The 20,771-nt window shown below is 54.7% G+C and carries 17 protein-coding genes; 15 read left to right on the top strand and 2 right to left on the bottom strand.

Annotated features, from left to right (window positions below; genetic code table 11):
* Positions 1 to 3: 3 nt before the first annotated feature.
* The 5 genes from NH461_RS07000 (at position 4) to NH461_RS06980 (ending at position 6,539) form a co-directional block, all read left to right on the top strand.
* Positions 4 to 2,226 (top strand): FAD-dependent oxidoreductase, encoded by a 2,223-nt coding sequence (locus NH461_RS07000; RefSeq protein WP_261602517.1) that lies wholly within the window; start codon positions 4 to 6, stop codon positions 2,224 to 2,226.
* A gap of 4 nt (positions 2,227 to 2,230) precedes the next feature.
* Positions 2,231 to 3,409, top strand: a complete 1,179-nt coding sequence (locus tag NH461_RS06995) for an ABC transporter substrate-binding protein (RefSeq protein ID WP_261602516.1) — start codon at positions 2,231 to 2,233, stop codon at positions 3,407 to 3,409.
* A 64-nt stretch (positions 3,410 to 3,473) separates the two neighbouring features.
* Positions 3,474 to 5,204, top strand: a complete 1,731-nt coding sequence (locus NH461_RS06990) for an ABC transporter permease (protein WP_261602854.1) — start codon at positions 3,474 to 3,476, stop codon at positions 5,202 to 5,204.
* Positions 5,170 to 5,841: an ATP-binding cassette domain-containing protein gene (locus tag NH461_RS06985; RefSeq protein WP_261602515.1), complete on the top strand. Its 672-nt coding sequence runs from the start codon at positions 5,170 to 5,172 to the stop codon at positions 5,839 to 5,841. The genes NH461_RS06990 and NH461_RS06985 overlap by 35 nt, the downstream gene beginning before the upstream one ends.
* A gap of 83 nt (positions 5,842 to 5,924) precedes the next feature.
* Positions 5,925 to 6,539, top strand: a complete 615-nt coding sequence (locus NH461_RS06980; RefSeq protein ID WP_261602514.1) for a CDP-alcohol phosphatidyltransferase family protein — start codon at positions 5,925 to 5,927, stop codon at positions 6,537 to 6,539.
* 93 nt (positions 6,540 to 6,632) lie between these two features.
* Here the strand turns inward: NH461_RS06980 and NH461_RS06975 are convergent, their stop codons facing one another.
* Positions 6,633 to 8,957 (bottom strand): FdhF/YdeP family oxidoreductase, encoded by a 2,325-nt coding sequence (locus tag NH461_RS06975; RefSeq protein ID WP_261602513.1) that lies wholly within the window; start codon positions 8,955 to 8,957, stop codon positions 6,633 to 6,635.
* Positions 8,958 to 9,362: 405 nt separating this feature from the next.
* Between NH461_RS06975 and NH461_RS06970 the strand changes: the two genes are divergently transcribed.
* The 4 genes from NH461_RS06970 (at position 9,363) to NH461_RS06955 (ending at position 11,941) form a co-directional block, all read left to right on the top strand.
* Positions 9,363 to 9,590 carry a hypothetical protein gene (locus NH461_RS06970; RefSeq protein WP_261602512.1) on the top strand — a complete coding sequence of 76 codons (228 nt, stop codon included), beginning with the start codon at positions 9,363 to 9,365 and terminating at the stop codon, positions 9,588 to 9,590.
* Positions 9,591 to 9,720: 130 nt separating this feature from the next.
* Positions 9,721 to 10,626, top strand: a complete 906-nt coding sequence (locus tag NH461_RS06965) for a LysR family transcriptional regulator (RefSeq protein WP_261602511.1) — start codon at positions 9,721 to 9,723, stop codon at positions 10,624 to 10,626.
* Positions 10,627 to 10,750: 124 nt separating this feature from the next.
* Complete coding sequence (gene fdhD, locus NH461_RS06960) at positions 10,751 to 11,581, top strand: formate dehydrogenase accessory sulfurtransferase FdhD (RefSeq protein ID WP_261602510.1); 831 nt, start codon at positions 10,751 to 10,753, stop codon at positions 11,579 to 11,581.
* Between the two features lie 162 nt (positions 11,582 to 11,743).
* The gene (locus NH461_RS06955) at positions 11,744 to 11,941 is read left to right on the top strand and encodes a DUF2986 domain-containing protein (RefSeq protein ID WP_261602509.1); all 198 of its coding nucleotides are present in this window, start codon (positions 11,744 to 11,746) and stop codon (positions 11,939 to 11,941) included.
* Here the strand turns inward: NH461_RS06955 and punR are convergent.
* Positions 11,938 to 12,840, bottom strand: coding sequence for a DNA-binding transcriptional activator PunR (gene punR / locus NH461_RS06950; RefSeq protein WP_261602508.1), 903 nt, complete (start codon positions 12,838 to 12,840; stop codon positions 11,938 to 11,940). The two genes, NH461_RS06955 and punR, sit on opposite strands and share 4 nt — an antisense overlap.
* A 102-nt stretch (positions 12,841 to 12,942) precedes the next feature.
* Here punR and punC point away from each other — a divergent pair, with 102 nt between their 5' ends.
* The 6 genes from punC (at position 12,943) to NH461_RS06920 (ending at position 20,672) form a co-directional block, all read left to right on the top strand.
* The gene (punC, locus tag NH461_RS06945) at positions 12,943 to 14,166 is read left to right on the top strand and encodes a purine nucleoside transporter PunC (protein WP_261602507.1); all 1,224 of its coding nucleotides are present in this window, start codon (positions 12,943 to 12,945) and stop codon (positions 14,164 to 14,166) included.
* 292 nt (positions 14,167 to 14,458) lie between these two features.
* The gene (gene artP / locus NH461_RS06940) at positions 14,459 to 15,187 is read left to right on the top strand and encodes an arginine ABC transporter ATP-binding protein ArtP (RefSeq protein WP_261602506.1); all 729 of its coding nucleotides are present in this window, start codon (positions 14,459 to 14,461) and stop codon (positions 15,185 to 15,187) included.
* Between the two features lie 80 nt (positions 15,188 to 15,267).
* Positions 15,268 to 15,999, top strand: a complete 732-nt coding sequence (locus tag NH461_RS06935; protein ID WP_261602505.1) for an arginine ABC transporter substrate-binding protein — start codon at positions 15,268 to 15,270, stop codon at positions 15,997 to 15,999.
* 1 nt (position 16,000) lies between these two features.
* Positions 16,001 to 16,690: an arginine ABC transporter permease ArtQ gene (artQ, locus tag NH461_RS06930; RefSeq protein ID WP_261602504.1), complete on the top strand. Its 690-nt coding sequence runs from the start codon at positions 16,001 to 16,003 to the stop codon at positions 16,688 to 16,690.
* Complete coding sequence (gene artM, locus NH461_RS06925) at positions 16,687 to 17,361, top strand: arginine ABC transporter permease ArtM (RefSeq protein WP_261602503.1); 675 nt, start codon at positions 16,687 to 16,689, stop codon at positions 17,359 to 17,361. Before artQ ends, artM begins: the two co-directional genes overlap by 4 nt.
* 158 nt (positions 17,362 to 17,519) lie before the next feature.
* Positions 17,520 to 20,672, top strand: a complete 3,153-nt coding sequence (locus NH461_RS06920; protein ID WP_261602502.1) for a bifunctional diguanylate cyclase/phosphodiesterase — start codon at positions 17,520 to 17,522, stop codon at positions 20,670 to 20,672.
* Positions 20,673 to 20,771: the final 99 nt, after the last annotated feature.

Raw genomic sequence — 20,771 nt, 5'->3', positions numbered from 1 at the left:
CTCATGGATAAGAAAAAAATAGGGCTATTCAGTATCGTTGCCGCCCTCATCGGCCTCTGGTTTGTGTTTGATCTCGGCCAGTACTTCACCCTCGAGCAGGCCAAAGCACAGCAACTCGCCCTGCAGGACACGATTGCCAGTCAGCCGCTCATGGCCAGCCTGATTTACTTTGCGATTTATATTGGGGTGACCGCACTGTCGCTGCCGGGCGCAGCGATCATGACCTTGCTGGGCGCCGCGCTGTTCGGCTTCTGGTGGAGCCTGCTGCTGGTCTCTTTTGCCAGCTCCATCGGGGCCACCCTGGCTTTTCTGTTCAGCCGCTATATTCTGCGTGACTGGGTTCAGGACAAATTTGGCCACCGTCTGGCCCCTATCAATGCCGGCATCGAAAAAGATGGCCCGCTGTATCTGTTTACCCTGCGCTTGATCCCGGTGTTTCCGTTCTTTCTGGTCAACCTGCTGATGGGCCTGACACCGATTTCCACCCGGATGTTCTACCTCATCAGCCAACTCGGGATGCTGGCAGGCACCATGGTGTATATCAATGCCGGGACCCAACTGGGTGAAATTGACTCCCTGAGCGGGGTGATTTCCCCGCAAGTATTGTTCTCACTGGCCTTACTTGGCGTTTTCCCGCTCTTGGCCAAAGGGCTGATGAACCTGTATAACCGCCGTCGGATCTACACCGGCTGGACCCGCCCAAATCAGTTCGACCAGAATATGGTGGTGATTGGTGCCGGGGCTGGCGGGTTAGTCAGTGCCTACATCGCTGCTGCCGTCAAAGCCAAAGTGACCCTGATCGAGCGCCATAAAATGGGAGGCGATTGCCTCAATACCGGTTGTGTGCCGTCGAAAGCACTGATCCGTGCTGCGCATACCATGGCTGAAATCAGCCGTGCCGATGAATTCGGCATCACCACGGACCGCCCGACCGTCGATTTTGCCCGGGTGATGGCGCGGGTGCAGGCGGTGATCCGCAAGGTCGAGCCCCATGACTCGGTTGAGCGCTATTCAAAACTGGGGGTCAACTGTATTCAGGGCGATGCCCGGATCCTGTCGCCGTGGGAAGTTGAGGTCAACGGCCAGCGCATCACCACCCGCAATATTGTCATCGCCACCGGTGCCCGACCGCTCGTGCCGCCGATCCCCGGCTTAGAGGCAGTCAACTACTACACTTCCGATACCATCTGGTCGCTTGAAACCCAACCCAAGCGCTTGCTGGTGCTTGGCGGCGGCCCGATCGGCTGTGAGCTGGCCCAGAGCTTTGCTCGCCTCGGCAGTGACGTCACGCTGGTCGAAATGGCCGAACAACTGCTGGTCCGTGAAGATGCCGATGCCGCGACACTGGTGTTGCAGAGCCTGCAATCCGATGGCGTTGACGTCAAACTCGGCCACCGGGCCATGCGCTTTGAAGCGACGCAGGATGCCCAGGGGCAGCCCGTATTCCGGGCTTACCTCGACTGGAATCAGGAAAAACAGGTGGTGGTTGAATTCGATGCCCTGCTGCTAGCCCTCGGCCGGGTCGCCAATGTGCAAGGGTTCGGCCTTGAAACACTGGGGATCGAAACCACAGAACGCGGCACCGTGCAGGTCAACGCCTTTATGCAGACGGCGTACCCGAATATATTCGCCGTCGGTGATGTCGCCGGTCCGTTCCAACTGACCCATGCCGCAGCGCATCAGGCCTGGTATGCCGCGGTCAACGGCCTGTTTGGCCAGTTCAAGAAATTCAAAGCCGATTACTCGGTGCTCCCTGCGGTGACCTACACCGCACCGGAAGTGGCCCGGGTCGGGATCAATGAAACTGAAGCCAAATCGCAAGGCATTGATTATGATGTGATCACCTACGACCTGGATGATTTGGATCGGGCCATTACCGATGGTTCGGATCACGGTTTTGTGAAGGTCATTACACCCAAAGGCAAAGATACGATTCTCGGGGCCACAATTGTCGGCACCGGGGCCGGTGAATTGCTGGCAGAATTTACCCTGGCGATGCGACATGGCTTAGGCTTAAACAAGATCCTCGGCACCGTGCACCCGTATCCAACCATGAGCGAAGCCGCCAAATATACGGCCGGGGTGTGGAAACAAGCCAACGCCCCGCAGACACTGCTGGCCTGGGTCGAAAAGTATCACCGCTGGATGCGTCGTGACCGCGCAGGGACCGAGACCTCGAAACGCACGTTATCCGAAACCCAATTCAAACAAGAAAGGGACAGCTAATTTCATGAAAAAATTACTCGCCGGGTTCGCCCTGTCATTGGTCGCCGGATTTGCGAGCGCCAGTAACCAAGCGCCCCTCTCTGCCGAACAGTGGCAGCAAACGGTCGACAAAGCCCGAGGGCAAACCGTTTACTTCAATGCGTGGGGTGGCAGCCAGGAAATCAACGATTACCTGCGCTGGACGGATCGCCAGTTGCAAAGCCAGTACGGCGTCAGCCTCAAGCATGTCAAAGTGGCCGATATTGCCGAAACCGCACAGCGCCTGCTGGCGGAAAAAACGGCAGGAAAAAATCAGGACGGCAGTGTCGATCTGGTGTGGATCAACGGTGAAAACTTCCGTTCGATGAAAGAAAACAACCTGTTGTACGGACCCTTTACCCAGGCGCTGCCGAACTGGTCGCTGGTCGACAAATCCCTGCCGGTCAGTGAAGATTTTACCGAATCCACCGATGGCCTGGAAGCGCCGTGGGGCGTCGGCCAGTTGGTGTTTATTCATGACAAACTGACCCTGAACAATCCGCCGCAGAACTTTGCTGAGCTCCTGAGCCTCGCCAAGGCCTATCCCGGCAAAGTCAGCTACCCGCAACCGCCGGAGTTTCACGGCAGCAGCTTTCTCAAAGCCGCCCTGCTGGAGCTGACCGCAGACAAAGCTGCCCTGTACCAGCCCATAGACCCGAAGTCGGAGCGCACCAAGTTCGATCGGATCACGGCACCGCTATGGCAGTATCTGGACCAGCTCCACCCGGTTGCCTGGCAACAGGGAAAACAGTTCCCGTCTGGCACCAGCGAATCAATTCAGTTGCTGGATGATCGGCAATTACTGCTGGCCATCACCTTTAATCCCAATGCCGCCAACGCCGCCATCGCCAATGGTAATCTGGCTGAATCTGCCCAGACCTATGCTTTCCAGCAAGGTGCCCTGTCGAATATCCACTTTCTGGCCATTCCCTGGAATGCCAGCGCCAAAGAAGGCGCTCTGGTGGCGATCAATTTCCTGATGAGCCCGCAAGCCCAGCTGCGTAAGGCTGATGCCAAGATCTGGGGCGATCCGTCCGTACTTAAAGCCGATGCGCTGGCAACGGGTGGTTCGCAAGGGTTTTCCCTGTTCAAGTCCATTCCGGAACCGCACCCGAGCTGGTTAACCGCGCTGGAACTCGAATGGCAAAAACGCTACGGCAGCTGATCACCAAGAAGGAAAACATGGCAGAGAGCAAGGCCAATCTTGCTCCCTGCCATACTGATATATGATGATTCGCTTGTTGTATTTACTCACCTTGTTTCTGTGTGCCCTGCCATTCGTCCCCGGGGTCTTGGGGATCCTGATCCCGGCTTTTTCCTGGCTGCCCGCATTGGGCATGACCACCCCGAATCTTCAGGCATTTTCCAGCGTCCTGCACTGGCCGGGGCTAAGTGCCGCAATCGGCCTCACCCTGTTCACCGGCCTGGGCAGCACCCTGCTGGCAGCCGTGTTTTGCTTTGTGATCCTGAAACGCTACTGGGGCAGTCGCCGCTGGCAGTTCTTAGAACACACCTTGTCACCCATGCTGGCGATGCCCCATGTTGCCTTTGCCATCGGCTTTGCCTTTACCTTTTCTCCAACCGGCTGGTTGTTCCGCCTGCTGGAATTTTCCGGGTTCAACACCGACGGTTGGTTTAGCCTGATCCAGGACCCATACGGTCTTGGCCTGATGGTGGCTCTGGCCGTCAAGGAAACCCCATTTCTGCTGCTGATGAGTATTGCCGTGTTGCAGCAAATCCAGATCAGCCGGCTCCTGGCCGTGTCCGCCGGGCTGGGTTACAGCCGACACGAAAGCTGGATCAAGGTGATCCTGCCGCAATGGCTGCCCGGGATGCGGCTGCCGATTTTTGCTGTCACCGCCTACGGGTTATCCGTGGTTGATGTTGCGCTGATCCTCGGTCCCACCCGGCCACCCACGTTAGCTGTGCTGGTGTGGCAATGGTTTAACGAACCAGATTTAACCCTGCTGCCGCGCGCGGCAGTCGGTGCCCTGCTCCTGCTGACAATTGCCATGCTGACACTTGGGATGCTGCGCGCGACAGAATGGCTGAGCTTACATTACGACCGACGCTGGCAGCTCAGTGGTCCTGCCCTCAATCCCGAAACGGGGCGAACCCGGTCACAGTTAACCGGACAGCGCTTTTGGCCGATCGCATTGCCCTTTATTGCGATCCCGCTGATCGTGGTCCCGGTATTGATGATCTGGTCGGTCGCCCAGCGCTGGCGCTTTCCGGATCTGCTGCCAAGCCGCTACAGTGGCCGGTTCTGGCAACAGGAATCCGCCTCGTTGATTGAGCTGGCGACCAGCAGCGTCACCCTGGCCCTGATCAGCAGCCTGGGCGCATTGGTACTGGCGATCGCCTGTCTGGAATACCGACAGAAGTATCAGCGCGGCCTGCCCGGCTGGCTGATTGCCCTGCCGATGGTGATCCCGCAACTGTCACTGTTATTCGGCATTCAGATCACCACCTACTGGATCCCCGGCCAGTGGTACTGGCTCTGGGTCTGCTGGAGCCATCTGCTGTTCGTCTTCCCGTACCTGTACCTGGCGCTGGACGGCCCGTGGCGGCATTACGACATTCGCCTCGATCAGACAGCCCGTGGTCTGGGCCTGAACGGCTGGCAAACCTGGTGGCAGGTTAAATGCCCGTTACTACTGCCGGCAATCTGGCTCGGTCTCGCGGTCGGGATCAGCGTCAGCCTGGCCCAATACCTGCCAACCCAGATGCTCGGTGCCGGACGGATCTCAACGGTGACCACCGAGGCCGTAACGCTGGCGAGCGGACAGGACCGTCGGGTCAGTGCCGTTTACGGCCTGATCCAGGGCGTACTGCCCCTCATTTTCTTTACTTTAGCCATGGCGGCCAGTCGCTTCAGCGCCCGATTCCGCCGGACCAACCTGCAACAACGGAGAGAAAGCACGGATGACCTTATCTGTGGAAAACCTCACTATAAATAACCGGGAGCAGGCGATGTTTCCGCCGCTCACCTTTCAGGTCGCGCCCGGCGAAATCTTAACCCTGATGGGTCCGAGCGGCTGTGGGAAATCAACCCTACTCAGTGCCGTTGCCGGCCATTTAAGCCCGTATTTCCAGCTCTCAGGTAACATTGAACTCCATGGCGAGAACATGTTGCCTCTGGCACCGGATCAGCGCCGGATCGGCATTCTGTTTCAAGATGACTTGCTGTTTCCGCACCTCAACGTGTGGGAAAACCTGGCGTTCGGCCTGCCCAAGACCATCAAAGGCACAGCCCGCAAAGCGAAAGCACAGGCAATCCTTGATCAGATCGGGCTCGGCGCGCTGGCCAATCAGATGCCCGATGAAATCTCCGGCGGTCAGCGCGCCCGGATCAGCCTGATGCGCACCTTGCTGTCGAAACCCCGCGCAGTTCTGCTTGATGAACCGTTCAGTAAACTGGATAAAGCTCTGCGCGCCGAGTTTCGCCAGTTTGTGTTTGAGCAGATCCGTCAGCAGGCCATTCCGGCGCTGATGGTGACCCATGATGATGATGACATTCCGCCCGGCGGCGAGGTGTTGCGCTGGCCCTGGCATACCGAATCGGTGGGGCAGGATCCCAGACGCGAGTCCAGTTGAACGAACCATGCAATAGACGAGAAACCAAGATCCAAAAACAAAACCCGAAAAATAAAGATCATGAAATCAATTGAGAGAATCACATGCTAGATCGTTATGCCATCAAAGTGATCCGCTGGCCGTTGCAATCGCTGTCTGCGCTGCCGGATAAAATGGGGATCAGCGCCAACCAAATCACCCTGGCAGGCTTTGCACTCGGACTGCTGGCCCTGCCCGCCCTCGCCTGGGCGCAATATGGCTGGGCGCTGGTATTCATTATCCTTAACCGCCTTTTTGACGGGTTGGACGGCGCAGTGGCCAGACGTCAGGGGATCACCGATTGCGGCGGATTTCTCGATATCACGCTGGATTTCCTGTTCTATTCCCTGATCCCATTCGGCTTTGTGCTGGCCAACCCCGAGGCCAATGCCGTCGCTGGCGCGTTTCTGATCTTTGCCTTTGTCGGAACCGGATCCAGCTTTCTGGCCTTTGCGGTGATGGCCAGTAAACGCAATCTGGAAAGCCCGGTCTACCAGCAAAAATCACTGTACTATATCGGCGGGCTGACCGAAGGCACCGAAACCATTGCCTGCTTCGTATTGTGCTGTTTGCTGCCGCAGTACTTTGCGCTGATCGCCTGGGTCTTCGGTACGCTGTGTTGGATCACCACCACGACCCGGATCTGGGCCGGCTATCAGACGCTCAAAGCGCAGCCCTGAAAACGCTCACGAGAACCACCCGCTCAATCAAAAAACGCCGCAGATCGTTTCCGATCTGCGACGCCGTTATTGATACGTGGTTCCGTTGTTTTGCTAGCTTTGCTGAGTCGGGATCATCATGCTTGGCTTGGCCTTTTCCAGCTTGATCGCGATAAACTTGGAGGTCGGGGTAAACGTGCGATCCCCGTAGCTTTCCAGCGGTACCAGCGGGTTCGTTTCCGGATAGTACGCCGCAGCCTGACCCGCCGGTATATCATAAGCCACCAGCACAAAGTCGGACACCCGGCGCTCACGACCATCATCCCACAGCGAGACCAGATCCACTTTTTCCCCCGGTTCAAAGCCCAGTCGACGAATATCGGCTTCATTGGCAAACACCACTTCACGCAGACCGAACACCCCACGGTAGCGATCATCCAGGCCATATAGCGTGGTGTTGTATTGATCGTGTGAGCGCATGGTTTGCAGGATCAGATCCGGGCGTTCACCTTTGGCCAGCACGCCTTCATTCACCAGTTGCTCAGGCAGTGTGGTCGCACTGAACTGCGCTTTGCCGCTCGGGGTGTGCCACACACGTTTCGCCGCTGCATTACCCAGATAAAAACCGCCCGGATGTTTGAGCTTCTCATTGAAGTCGGTGAATCCCACAATGGTGTCGGCAATCAAATCCCGGATCCGGCTGTAGTCTGCCACTGCCCATTCCCAGCTGATCGGATGGTCACCCAGCGTCGCCTTGGCGATGCCAGCCAGGATGGCAGGCTCAGAGCGCAGGTGTGGTGAGCGCGGCTTCAACTGACCATAGGAGATATGGACCATGCTGAAGGTATCTTCCACTGTCACGCCCTGCGGTCCTTCGGCCTGCTGGTCAATTTCAGTTCGTCCCAGACAAGGCAAAATCAGTGCCTCACGTCCGGTGACCAGATGAGAGCGATTCAGTTTCGTCGCGATATGCACCGTCAATTCACAGTTGCTGAGCGCGCCGTGTGTTCTCGAGGTATCCGGTGTAGCTTGGGCGAAGTTTCCGCCCAGGCCGATAAAGACTTTGGCACGTTTCTCCTCCATCGCCTGAATGGCCTGCACCGTGTTGTGGCCATGCATGCGCGGCACTTGAAACTGAAAGCGTTTTTCCAGCGCATTGAGGAACGCCTCCGACGGGTTCTCATTGATCCCCATGGTGCGGTCTCCCTGCACATTACTGTGACCACGGACCGGAGACAATCCCGCCCCAGCCTTGCCGACATTGCCGCGCAGCAATTGCAGGTTCACAATTTCCTGAATAATCGGCACTGAGTGACGATGCTGGGTCAGCCCCATCGCCCAGCACATCACCACTTTGTCAGCCCGGCGGTACATCCGTGCCAGTACTTCAATCTCTTCGATAGTTAAGCCGGATTGCTCGACGATATGCGCCCAGCTTGTCGCATCCACCGTGTTCAGGTAATCATCTAAGCCGCTGGTATGTTCTTGAATAAAGGCATGATCAAATACCGCCGGTTCGCCGTTTTTCTGCGCTTCGCGATCCCAGTTCAGCAAGAATTTCGCCATGCCACGAAATACGGCCATGTCACCGCCAAGTGCCGGACGGAAATAGGCAGTGTTGGTTGGTTCCGAGCCATTCCGCAACATTTCAATCGGGAGCTGTGGATTTTGAAAACGTTCCAGCCCGCGTTCTTTCAACGGGTTCAGGCAAATCACCTGCGCGCCGCGCTTGACGGCTTCACGCAGCGGATCCAGCATTCGCGGATGGTTGGTGCCGGGGTTCTGGCCAATCACAAAAATTGCATCAGCCTCTTCTAAATCCTGAAACACCACCGTCCCTTTACCCACGCCGATGGTGTCAAACATCGCAATCGCGCTGGCTTCGTGGCACATATTCGAGCAATCCGGGAAGTTATTGGTCCCGAAAGCACGCACAAATAACTGGTACAAATAAGCAGCTTCGTTACTGGCCCGGCCGGAGGTATAGAACTCTGCCTGATCGGGTGAGTCCAGATCGTTCAGGTGCTTCGCAATCAGCGCAAAAGCATCTTCCCACGACGTTTCGACGTAGCGATCGGTAGTGGCGTCATAGCGCATCGGGTGTGTCAGACGCCCCTGGTATTCCAGCCAGTAATCTGTCTGTTGTTTTAAATCAGACACACTGTATGTCGCAAAAAAGTCCGGGTCGACCCGTCGGCTGGTCGCCTCCCAATTCACGGCCTTCGCACCATTCTCACAGAACTTCACCATGCCATCTTCAGGCGATTCACCCCAGGCACACCCCGGACAGTCAAACCCACCATTCTGGTTCGTTTTCAGCATGATTCTGAGGTTACGAAAGGCGTTCTCGCTGCCCAGCCAGCTCTTGGTGACACTTTTCAGCGCGCCCCATCCTCCGGCCGGAGCCTTATAATCTCTGATATGTTCTTTTTGACTCATGAAGGTATTCCTCGATTGGCGAGAACAATGAACGAGACAGCGAGTGTACTGATTCTGATAAAGGCACCGGACGCTTGACTAAAAACGAGTTATCAGGAACGGGTTTTTCTCAAACGCGCTGTTATCTGAGGCAAATGGCTTTCTCAAACAAACGGTATGACGCTCATTGATTGTGGTTCAGACAATTGCAACCCAGCAGATGGCCATGCAATTACTTTGATTTGTGTCAAAGATTATTCACTTCGCTAAGCCGCGTCCAATTGAAAGCATTTACCTTTTCATCAGTATTATCTATCACGAAGCCTGCAAGCAGGGTCGCCTCCCCGCAAGAATCCCGAAACCACTGATGTAAGCGACTGCTTTTTTGAGATGTCGGTCCATCGAGGAGGCTCAGAATCGCCTCGAATGATAGATAATATCTATCACACCATAAACACAACTCATTTGACGCAAATTTACCGCAACCCTACCCTTGATGTAGATCAAATTGATGGTGCGATTTATCTGGTATACGGCGAGATTGATCGGATGAAGAAGGTCACTGACGTCCCAGCCTTGCAGTACGCCCGTGAAATCATGGCCATCGATTCGGCATGGCCACAGCCCACTCGTTTCAATATTCGTGTATCCTGAAAGACTCATATGAAATGGTGCGCAATTAAACACAGCACCAGATAAGCAACCATCGTGCGACAGATCATTGAGCCCCATGCAACGATCAATATGTGGCCGCTCTGCCTGCGATAATGTGACCCGGAATTTTATGGATATCAAGCAACTCAAATACCTCATCGCCCTGGATCAGACCCGCCACTTCGGCCAGGCCGCAGCACTGTGTCATATCACACAGCCGACGCTATCGATGCGGATCCGGAATCTGGAAGATGAACTCGACCTGGTCTTGATCGAGCGGGGCCAGCGCTTTGAAGGGTTTACCGAGGCCGGAGAGCGGATCCTCGCCTGGGCAAGAACCGTGTTAGCCGCGCATGACGGCCTGCAGGCAGAAGCTGCAAACTGCCGCGGACAGTTAGTCGGCAGCCTTCGTCTGGGCATGGTGCCGCTGGCGAGCCAGAATCCGATGCAACTGCTCAAGCCCCTGTCACAACGTTTCCCCGAACTCCGCTATCAGTTGTCTTCCATGACATCAGAGCAGGTGATTGATGGCCTCAATCGCAATCAGCTGGATCTGGGCTTGTGCTATCTGGAGCAGGTTGATACCACGCATTTCGACGTCATCAAGCTCTCTGCCACCAGCATGGGGCTGCTGCATGATGTACGCCATTTTGATTTTTCTGAACCCGAACTCACTTGGGACCAACTGGATCAAATCCCACTTGGTTTACTGACCAAAGGCATGTATTACCGGCAGTCGATTGATCTGAGTTTCAGTAGTAAGGGATTAGTGCCGCAAATTGTCCTGGAAGGCGATTCAACCTTCCAGCTCATCCAGGCCGTCAGTGCCGGCATCTGTTGTGCCGTGATGCCGCTGCGCAGCGGGCTGGAAGATCTGAATGACCACCTGCGGATCGTGCCGATCCGCGGCGCGGATGTGCAATCGCCCATCGGATTATTGATGCGTCGGACCGCGCCACGCTCGGCACTGGCTGAGCAATGTTTTGCCGAAGCAAAAACCATTTTTGCAACCGGAGCAATGCCCTCACCGGCTTAATCCGGCAGCGACGAACAACATGCACATCATCCGAATACCCGGCTCAGGTGGCCCAAACAGCAACTGCAACTGCAACTGCACCTTAAGGCCATCAATACAGAACTCACAACAGGAAGGCATGACCATGAATGACCCCGTGTTACAGCGGTCCGAAGCTTACGATATCAACACCGCACCGCCGCTCCCGGATCTGTTCTGTTATCAGGCGCTGGGGGAAGAGCAAGCTGTGGGACATTTTGCCTTGGCGAGCGAGTCAGCCTTATCCATTAGTTATAACGGCATCAATCAGGCCGTGATGATGGTCACCCCGGGGAACCTCGAAGATTTTGTCAGAGGGTTCAGCCTGAGTACCGGCATGGTTCACTCCTTTCGCGAAATTTATGATATCGAGATCACGGCCGCGTGCGAATCCCACCATGCAGCTGTTGAAATTTCGAACCGTGCTTTCTGGGCCATGAAGCAGAATCGCCGCCAGCTCGCGGGCACCAGCGGGTGTGGGATCTGTGGTGTGGAAGCCCTGGAGCAGGCCCTGCCCCAACTTGAGCCGCTGCAACCCGCCCCCCTGCCCCGGACATCCAGCCTGGAAGGTTTACGCGAGCGTATTCGTCTGGCTCAGGTTGCCGCGCGACAAAGCGGCGCCCTGCATGCCGCTCTGTATGCCAATCCGGCAGGAGAAATCATCCTTTGTCGCGAAGATATCGGCCGTCACAATGCGCTGGATAAACTCATTGGTGCGATGGCGACCGACGAAATCGATCCGAGAGATGGCTTTGCGGTGATGACCAGCCGCTGCAGCCTGGAGTTGATCCATAAGGCCGTGCGCGCCCGGATCGGCACACTGGTGACCCTCTCCGCACCCACCGCGCTGACCGTGCAATGGGCTCGCCGCAACCACCTGAACCTCATCCACTTTCCCAAACACAGCCCGGCCCGCTGCTACAGTCCTGCGCCATGATTTCGAAGACAATGGCGTGTACCCGAATGTTTTCTGGTATGCTTGGCCCTCGCCAGCGTCACACTGTGCCGACCGGACTCACGTGAGAGACGGTAAATCCGGCCCAAATTGCTCAGACGCCGTGGCGTGCTTAAATCGTATTAGTTGACCAGCAGAAGCACCATGAATCGTAAGAAAAAAATTAACGAAGCCCTGAAGAAGAGACAGAAGAAACAAAACGCCAAACTGCACCGGAGCAATAAGCCCCGTTATATTTCCAAGGCTGAACGGGCCAAAATGGACGCAGAAGCGACGGATAATCAAACCGATACCGTCGTACCGGCCGCCGAAGCAGGTGCGTCCGATCAGTCCACGGACTAACGCATCCACTCCCGGTGCAATTGCTCGCTGTCGCCAAGATAATCCAACAGCCAGCTCAGCGCCGGGTTTAACCGTTCCTTATTCCAGGCCAGGCAACAAGGACTCACCGGCGGGTGATTGGCCAGTTGCTTTTCCACCAGCTCACCGGCCGCAATTCTGGGCCTGGCCATGTGCTCCGGCACCACAGTGATCCCCAATCCAGCCTTCAGACACTGCATTGCACTGTGCCAGTTCGGTACCATGATCCGACGCTGGTTATCCATCAGCCAGGTGACCCGTTTGGGCAGCACCCGGGCGGTATCTTCCAGGCAAATCGCCGGATAGTTTGCCAACGCTTCCGGCGCCAGCGGTGTCTCTGCAATTGCCAGCGGATGATCCGGGGCGACCACGAACGTCCATCCCAGCGTGCCCATATCCCGATAATCGAATGTCCCGCTCACCGGCACCGCAGCTGTCGCGCCAATGACCAAATCGGCCCGGCCATCTGCCAGGGCATCCCAGACCCCGTTGAACACTTCCATCGACAAATGCAGCTCGACATCCGGAAAATGCTGATAAAAGTCCCGGACCAGGGTATTCACCCGGCTTTCCCGCACCACAGTATCCAACGCCACCGACACATTCTGTGACCAACCGTTAGCCACCCGCTGGGTTTGCAGCTTCACCTGCTCCATCTGCTTGATGAGCTGGCGGGCTTCTTCGACGAAATAATTTCCGGCCGGGGTCAGCTGAACCTGACGATGCAGCCGGACGAACAACGCAACCGCCAGCCGCTCCTCAACATGGCGGACGGTATAGCTGATCGCACTGGGGACTTTGTGCAGTTCTTCAGCAGCTGCGGAGAAACTTCCCCGGCGGGCAACCACATCAATGACTTGCAGTTCATTGTACGAAAACATATCACATCAAATTTTTTGAAATAAGTGTTGAAATTTTACCGTTTCACACCACGGACAGCCAGACTTAAACTAGCGAAAATTGAAATTGATAAAGCCACTTTTATGAACACCCAACCTTCAAAAATCACACTCCTCTGGTTTGCATTTCTCAGTATGCTGGGCTTTCTGGCCACAGATATGTATCTGCCGGCTTTTGCCACCATGCAAACTGAATTCAACACTTCTCAGTCGTTGATCGGCTTATCTCTCAGTATTTTCCTGCTGGGTATGGCGCTGGGCCAGCTGGTCTACGGCCCGCTGTCTGACCGAATTGGCCGGATTAAAGTCCTGATGGGCGGTATGGTCCTGTTCAGTCTGGCTTCATTGCTGTGTGCATTTGCACCCAATATTGAAGTCCTGTTAATAGCCCGTTTTGCTCAGGCCCTTGGCGCCTGTAGTGCCACAGTCATCTGGCAGGCCGTGGTGGTTGACCGCTATGAAGGCAAAGTCTCAGAGCGCGTCTTCGCGACCATTATGCCTTTGGTGGCCTTGTCTCCGGCCTTGGCACCATTAGCTGGTGCGATGCTGGAGGATCAGTTCGGCTGGCGCAGCATTTTCGTTGCTCTGGTTGCCTTTGGGGTTATTCTGGCCATGATGACGCTAAAAGAACCTGAAAGCGCCAAAATGGATAAAAAACAGGAGAAAGTCCTCACTCAGCTTCAGCGGGACTATCGCCAAATTCTAAGTTCAAAAAAGTTCGTCGGAAATATGCTCATCTTTGCGGCCTGTTCTGCAGCTTTCTTTGCCTACCTGACCGGGTCACCATTCGTGATGTCTGCGATGGGCTACTCCGGTGCCGATATCGGCCTGAGCTACGCCCCGCAAACCGTGGCCTTCATTGTTGGCGGTTATGGCTGCCGGGCACTACTCAATAAATTTGACGGTCAGCGTGTCCTGCCATGGATCCTGAAACTGTTTGTTGGCAGTGTGACGGCGATGCTGCTGATTGCACTCAACACCGAGCCGACAACCATCTGGCCGATCCTGGGTCCATTCTGTCTGCTGGCTGTCGCCAACGGCGCAATTTATCCGATTGTGATCAGCAAGGCGCTGGAAGATTTTAAAAACTGTAGTGCCACTGCTGCCGGTTTGCTGAACTTCCTGCAAACAACAGTCTGTTTTGCGGCCAGTGGCCTGGTCTCGGCTTTCTCGGGCTATGGCCTGTACACGGTGACCATCGCCATGTTCGCGACAGGCTTTATCGCCTTAACCGGTTATGCGCTGGTTGTTCAATCGCGTCGCCAGGGGCTGCAATCCGCCGCCCTGGCAGAGCAAGCGATCCGCTGATTCCTTTACGAATCACATAACCCTTTTCGCATACAAGGCTGCCATCCGGCAGCCTTTCTTTTACACGGCAACCTGACTAAAATCTCACCCCGGAAATTCTGCCATCACTCTCCTGGCTTAAAACTGTAACAATCCCACGCCTAAACCACTGGTTTAACCAGAGAATAAACCCGTAAGCAGTACATTTTACAAACAATAATGCAACGTATCGGATTATTTATACATTTTTCTTGCATAAGATACCGCTCTGGGTAATATAAACGCCAAGCGAAGTTTAATGCAGAAAGTCAGCATGGGTATTCAAGTCAGCAGTCTTAATAAATTCTACGGCCAAACGCAGGTCTTACATGACGTCAGCTTCACCTGCCAGCAAGGGGAAACTCTGGTTTTGCTCGGACCCAGCGGTGCCGGAAAGAGCTCACTGCTGCGCATTTTGAACCTGCTCGAAACAGCCGGGAGCGGCGAGTTGGAGATCGCCGGACAGCGATTTGATTTCAAGGCACCGATTGCTGAGAAGAACGGCCTGACCCTGAGACGGAAAGTCGGCATGGTGTTCCAGCAATACAATCTGTGGCCCCATTTGACCGTGCTGGAAAACCTGATCGAAGCTCCGGTAAAAGTCGCCGGCATGACCAAAGCGGCCGCTGTAGAAGAGGCCAAAGCGATCCTGGCGACCTTGCAACTGGCTGATAAGGCGGATGCCTGGCCCCTGCATCTTTCCGGCGGACAGCAACAACGGGTCGCTATCGCGAGAGCTTTAATGATGAAACCGGAAGTGCTGTTATTCGACGAACCGACAGCGGCACTGGATCCGGAGATCACCAACCAGGTGGTCAAAATTATCAACGGGCTCAGTGATACCGGGATCACCCAGGTGGTCGTCACCCATGAGGTCGATTTTGCCCGCAAGATTGCCAGCCATGTTCTGTATCTCGAACAAGGCCGTATTGTTGAACACGGGACCAAAGACGCTTTCGTCAACCCGACCACCGCAGCGTTTGCTGAATATTTAACCCATTAATTTATCAACAGTTTACCGTCGCTGCTGCTCACCAATTGGACCCAGCAGTGCCGGATAGTCAGTTACATGGAGTAATGCACATGAAAAAAATCCTACTTGCTTCCCTGATCGGTCTGGCTTCCGCTCACGCTGCCGCGCAAGAAGAAATCAAGTTTGCCATGGAGGCGACCTACGCCCCGTTTGAATATATTGATGAAAATAACCAAATTCAGGGGTTTGACGTCGATTTGGCCAATGCCTTGTGTAAAGAGATCCAAGCCAAATGTAGTTTTCACAACCAGCCTTTTGACAGCCTGATCCCAGCCCTGAAATTCCGTCGCTACGACGCAGCGATTTCCGGGATCGATATTACCGAGCAACGCCTGCAGCAAGTCAGCTTCACCGACGCTTACTATGAGAACGCCGCAGCGTTCGTTGCACTGAGCGGCCATGTTGCCAGTCAGGATGCACTGAAAGGTAAACGGGTCGGGGTTCAGAATGGTTCGACGCACCAAAGCTATCTGAGCGAGCAAATGGCCGGTGTGACTGCCGTCCCGTATGCCAGCTATCAGGATGCCTTTATTGACATGCAAAACGGCCGGATTGACGCGATCTTCGGCGATACTGCCGTGGTTGCCGAGTGGTTCGAGAAGAACGACAAACTGACCTACGTCGGCAATTCGGTCACCAATGCGCAATATTTCGGCAACGGCTTTGGCATCGCGGTCAACAAAAAGAACCAAGCGCTGGTTGATCAGCTCAATACGGCGCTGAAAACCGTGAAAGCCAGTGGCGAATACCAAGTGATCTACGATAAATACTTCGGTAAGTAAGATGGTCTTGTCTGGTTATTTATCGACTCTGGCAGAAGCAGGCTGGCTGACATTGCAGCTGGCTTTTGCCAGCTTATTGCTGGGACTGGTGCTGGCCGTACTCTTTGCCGGGGGGGAAATGTCCCGCTCCCGCTGGATAGCCTGGCCAACCACAGTGCTGGTCACGATTCTGCGCGGCCTGCCGGAGTTGTTGGTCGTGCTATTCATTTTCTTCGGCTCCACCCAAGTTCTGTTTCTGATCACCGGCGATTATATCGATATCAGTCCGTTCATTTCCGGTGTGGTTGCGCTATCGCTGATCTTCGCCGCGTATGCGGCGCAAACGCTGCGCGGCGCTTTGAAAGCGGTGCCCAATGGCCAGCGGGAAGCCGCCAGCGCATTGGGACTGGGGAGAGGACGCACCTTCGTGCGCATTATTCTGCCTCAGGCGGCTCGCCATGCACTGCCGGGGCTCACGAACCAATGGCTGGTGCTCCTGAAAGATACCGCATTGGTATCGCTTATCGGGGTCACCGACCTGCTGAAACAAGCGCAGTTAACTGCTGCGGCGACCCATGACAGTTTTACCTGGTATGCCAGTGCTGCTGCGATTTATCTGGTGATCACCCTGTTGACCCAGCGGGTCGTCAAACGCCTGGATAAACAATTCAATGCACGTGGTCTGGGACAACCGCAAGGAGCCTCGCTATGAATCAACAGCATCTCTGGCAACTGGCCGAAGGTCTGTGGACCAGCCTGGAGCTGACTGCTGCGTCGCTGATCCTGGGTTGTCTGCTGGCACTACTGATGACCGTGACGCTGATCCTCAAACTTCCGGTCCTTAACGCAGTCAGCCGCGGCCTGATCACCCTGTTTACCGGCACCCCGCTGCTGGTCCAGATTTTCCTGATCTATTACGGTCCGGGTCAGTTTGAATGGATCCGCAACAGTGTGTTTTGGTATTGGCTCAGCCAGCCGTGGTTCTGCGCGATGTTGGCTTTGTCGCTCAATACCGCAGCCTACAGCACGCAACTGTTTCATGGTGCTTTTAATGGGATTCCATCCGGACAATGGCAGGCTTGCCGCGCATTGGGTATGGATCACCGGGCAACTCTCGGGGTGCTGCTACCCTATGCTGTCCGCCGGGCCATCCCGGCATACTCCAACGAAGTGATCCTGGTATTTAAAGGCACTTCCCTGGCCAGTACTATCACGATTATGGATATCATGGGATATGCCCAGCGGATCAATGCCCAAACCTACGACACCCTGGTCGTATTCAGTGTTGCCGGCCTGTTTTACTTAACGATCAACGCCATCCTGACGCTGATTTTCCGCCAGGTGGAACGGCAAGCGCTCGCCTTCGAACACAGCCGTACCTAAACCGCCAATTTCACTCCGCTTTCATCAGCCAGTCCATCGCGACTGGCTTTTGTCTTACTTGTCTGGCATCAAAGAACGTAAAAATAAACACATATACATGCTGTTTCAGTACTACAATATACCCAGCTGGATTGGAAGTTTGATGTCATGGATGGCCTATGAGACAAGCTATTTTACGATTTGTCGTACTGCTCTTTCCGTTACTGACCCTCACGGTCCTTGTTGCCTGGTATGTCTACAATGAAGATATCCAACAACTGGAATCACGCATTCGCGAAAACGAGCAAAACTTCCATCTCTCGACCGTGAAACTGACTGAGCTGCATTTTGCGCCGGTGATCGATGATCTGCGCTATCTGACTGAAAAAGTAACGGAAGTCGTCTCAAGCGAGCAGCTGACCACCGAGCAAGTCCAGACACTGTCTGACACCTTCATTCGCATGGCAAACACGCGTCCCTATTACGATCAAATCCGGTTGATCGATGACCATGGCCTTGAACAGGTTCGCGTCGATATTACCGATGGCATTCCCAGCTTGGCCGCAGCTGGTGAGCTGCAAGACAAAGGGCAGCGCCCCTATGTCCAGGAGTCTCTGAGCGTACCACCCGGCTCCGTCTATATCTCACAGTTTGACCTCAATACAGAACACGGACAGATTGAAACACCCATGATTCCGACTTTGCGTTTTATCAGTCACTTCAAGCTCGGCAACAAAAGCTGGCTCGTTGTGCTCAATTACCTGGGTGACAACTATCTGAACCAAATCAAAAATCACCATAACTGGAATCATAATGAGAACTGGCTGGTGAATAATCGTGGAGAATGGCTGATCGGGCCCAACCAGGAAAGCAGCTGGCAATTCATGTTCCCAGATCAAGAAAAAACGGTGCCGGAGTTCTCCGAAGTCTACCCCGAACTCTGGCAGGCAATTGCCAGCCATCCCAACGGTCAAGTCACCCAGGGAGATTATCTCTATACCTATACCCATAACTTTTCTGAACTGCGAACGACCAATTTATCCTTCACCGGCCCAATCCACGGCGCCGATCTGCCATGGACCATTATTTCCCGAGTGAACCTCACAGCCGGGACCTGGGCACTGACCATGTCGCGGGAAGGGATTGTAAAGCTATTGCTCTTTTCCTTTTTGAGCATGTGCCTGCTTGCCGGCAGTATTCTGCTGGCCAGGCACTATTACCGGATGTTGCGGGATGAGAAACAGCTCAAGCTGGAGATCGAGGACACAGTTCTGAAATATAAGACGGTGCTCAGGAATGTGCCGGACGGGCTCGTCAGTGTCAGTCAGGATCTCATCATCAATACGATCAACAAATCGGCCGGGGCCATTTTGAACATTCAACCCCACAAGGCCGTTGGTAAACCCTTGCTTTCTCTGATCCACGGTCACAAGAACCGTGAGGCCATCTCGCGACTTGTCGTTCAAGCCCATGAAAACCAAGCCAACCCCTCACCAAAGCAGGTCAAGGCTCGGCTGAAATTTAATGATCTGAGAGATCGGCACATCGAATGTACCGCAACGGAAACCACTTACAGCACCAGCAGTGAATTACTGCTTAATTTCCGGGATGTCACCTACTGGATCAACCGGGAAGAAAAACTGAAAAGTATGTCGCGGGCGCTGGAGCAGAGTAATGACTCCATTGTGATCACCAACCATCGCGGCATCATTGAATATGTGAACCGGGCCTTCGAGAAGTTCACTGGCATTAAGTCCAAAGATATTCTCGGCTCTCAGTCGACCAGTTTACTCAAGCGTACACTGGGAGAAGATGCAAACGTTCGAGAACTTCAGGCGCAACTGAAAGAAGGCCAGACCGTCCGCCGGGTGGTGACCCGAACCCAGGCTGACGACTCGGTCCTTTATGAGGAGAAAACCATCTCCCCCATCCGCAACAGTCGTGGGAGGATCAGCCACTATATCTCTACCGGCAAGGACATCACGGAACGGGTCCTGTTTGAAAGCAAACTGCACAAACTGGCGCACTATGATCTGCTGACCGAACTGCCCAACCGTATGATGCTGCAACAACTCTTGGAGCAAACCGTTCAGGACAGTCGCTCAACTGGCAGCCGATTTGCCCTGATGACGATGGATCTGGACCACTTCAAGCAAGTGAATGATTCTTTGGGCCATGACGTCGGTGATAAAGTGTTGCTCGCCGTTGCCCAGCGCATCCAACACACCTTGCGGGCCGGCGACATCCTGGCCCGACTGGATGGGGATGAGTTTGCCATTGTCGTCAAACACGGTGTCGAACCCGACAATCTGGTCAGTATGGCGAACCGCCTCATCCGGCGGACTAATGAGCCGCTCTGTATTGACAGCAAAGAACTATTCATTTCAGCCAGTATGGGCGGTAGCCTGTTCCCGGATGACTGCGATGATGTCGACACCCTGTTCAAGAATGCCGATATTGCCCTGTATCGGGCTAAAGACGGCAGCAGAAACCAGTTCTGCTTTTTCACCCCGCAAATGGGGGCGGAAAGTATCAAAATGATGCGATTGGAGTCCGAACTGCGCAAAACTATCGGCACCGAACAATATGAACTGTACTACCAGCCCAAAGTGAACACGGCAACCCGACAGATATGCGGTATCGAAGCTTTACTGCGCTGGAAAGATGCCGAGGGCCGCATTCAGCCACCTTACGAAATTATCCCCATTCTCGAACATTCCGGCATGATCATCGAAGTCGGCGAACACCAGATCATGGCCGCCTGCCGACAGTTAAAGCAATGGCAGCAACAACAATATCCGTTAAATTTTGCCCTGAACATTTCTGCGCGCCAGTTGCTGAACTCCAATCTGGTCGAAACCGTGCGCCAAGCCATTGAGGAGACCGGCTGTGATCCGCGCCATCTGGAGCTGGAAATAACCGAAAGCGTGATTATGACAGATGTCACCACAGCGCTGGACAAACTCCGGCAGCTGGAAGGGTTAGGCGTGAAGATCGCGATTGACGACTTTGGGACCGGGTACTCTTCCCTGGCCTATCTGAGCCGCTTCCCGGTCCATATCCTGAAAGTCGACCGCGAGTTTGTCAAAGATCTCCCCTGGAACAAGGATAACATCACAATCACCCGCTCCATTGTCGAGTTGGCGCATAACCTGGGGATGTCGGTGGTTGCTGAGGGGGTCGAGACGATGGCGCAAGCGCAGTTCCTGGCCAGCCTTGGCGTCGAAGAATTCCAGGGCTTTTATTTTGGCCACCCGGTGCCGATAGCTGAGTTTGTCCGGCTGTATCTCCATGCGCCGCACCCGCTGCACGTGACCGAAAAAGCATTTTAGTCCAACGTCCAAGGCTCAGGTGAAGATTAATGCCGCAACAAAGATGCGATGTTCAGCGGGGAAGGTTTGGGTATATAATCAGATCGCCCCAGTAAACAG

The sequence above is a fragment of the Photobacterium sp. TY1-4 genome, assembly GCF_025398175.1.
GTDB lineage: Bacteria > Pseudomonadota > Gammaproteobacteria > Enterobacterales > Vibrionaceae > Photobacterium.
The sequence above is the reverse complement of the archived record's forward strand: the minus strand, read 5'-3'. Positions and strand labels throughout refer to the sequence as shown.

Bases quoted from the DNA above. Each gene is read 5' to 3' on its own strand.
- NH461_RS06920 (WP_261602502.1), top strand. From the start codon at position 17,520: ATGAGACAAGCTATTTTACGATTTGTCGTACTGCTCTTTCCGTTACTG.
- NH461_RS06965 (WP_261602511.1), top strand. From the start codon at position 9,721: ATGGATATCAAGCAACTCAAATACCTCATCGCCCTGGATCAGACCCGC.
- NH461_RS06980 (WP_261602514.1), top strand. From the start codon at position 5,925: ATGCTAGATCGTTATGCCATCAAAGTGATCCGCTGGCCGTTGCAATCG.
- NH461_RS06935 (WP_261602505.1), top strand. From the start codon at position 15,268: ATGAAAAAAATCCTACTTGCTTCCCTGATCGGTCTGGCTTCCGCTCAC.
- NH461_RS06990 (WP_261602854.1), top strand. From the start codon at position 3,474: ATGATTCGCTTGTTGTATTTACTCACCTTGTTTCTGTGTGCCCTGCCA.
- punR (WP_261602508.1), bottom strand. From the start codon at position 12,840: ATGTTTTCGTACAATGAACTGCAAGTCATTGATGTGGTTGCCCGCCGG.
- artP (WP_261602506.1), top strand. From the start codon at position 14,459: ATGGGTATTCAAGTCAGCAGTCTTAATAAATTCTACGGCCAAACGCAG.
- artM (WP_261602503.1), top strand. From the start codon at position 16,687: ATGAATCAACAGCATCTCTGGCAACTGGCCGAAGGTCTGTGGACCAGC.
- NH461_RS06975 (WP_261602513.1), bottom strand. From the start codon at position 8,957: ATGAGTCAAAAAGAACATATCAGAGATTATAAGGCTCCGGCCGGAGGA.
- NH461_RS06995 (WP_261602516.1), top strand. From the start codon at position 2,231: ATGAAAAAATTACTCGCCGGGTTCGCCCTGTCATTGGTCGCCGGATTT.
- NH461_RS06955 (WP_261602509.1), top strand. From the start codon at position 11,744: ATGAATCGTAAGAAAAAAATTAACGAAGCCCTGAAGAAGAGACAGAAG.
- punC (WP_261602507.1), top strand. From the start codon at position 12,943: ATGAACACCCAACCTTCAAAAATCACACTCCTCTGGTTTGCATTTCTC.
- fdhD (WP_261602510.1), top strand. From the start codon at position 10,751: ATGAATGACCCCGTGTTACAGCGGTCCGAAGCTTACGATATCAACACC.
- NH461_RS06985 (WP_261602515.1), top strand. From the start codon at position 5,170: ATGACCTTATCTGTGGAAAACCTCACTATAAATAACCGGGAGCAGGCG.
- NH461_RS06970 (WP_261602512.1), top strand. From the start codon at position 9,363: ATGATAGATAATATCTATCACACCATAAACACAACTCATTTGACGCAA.
- NH461_RS07000 (WP_261602517.1), top strand. From the start codon at position 4: ATGGATAAGAAAAAAATAGGGCTATTCAGTATCGTTGCCGCCCTCATC.
- artQ (WP_261602504.1), top strand. From the start codon at position 16,001: ATGGTCTTGTCTGGTTATTTATCGACTCTGGCAGAAGCAGGCTGGCTG.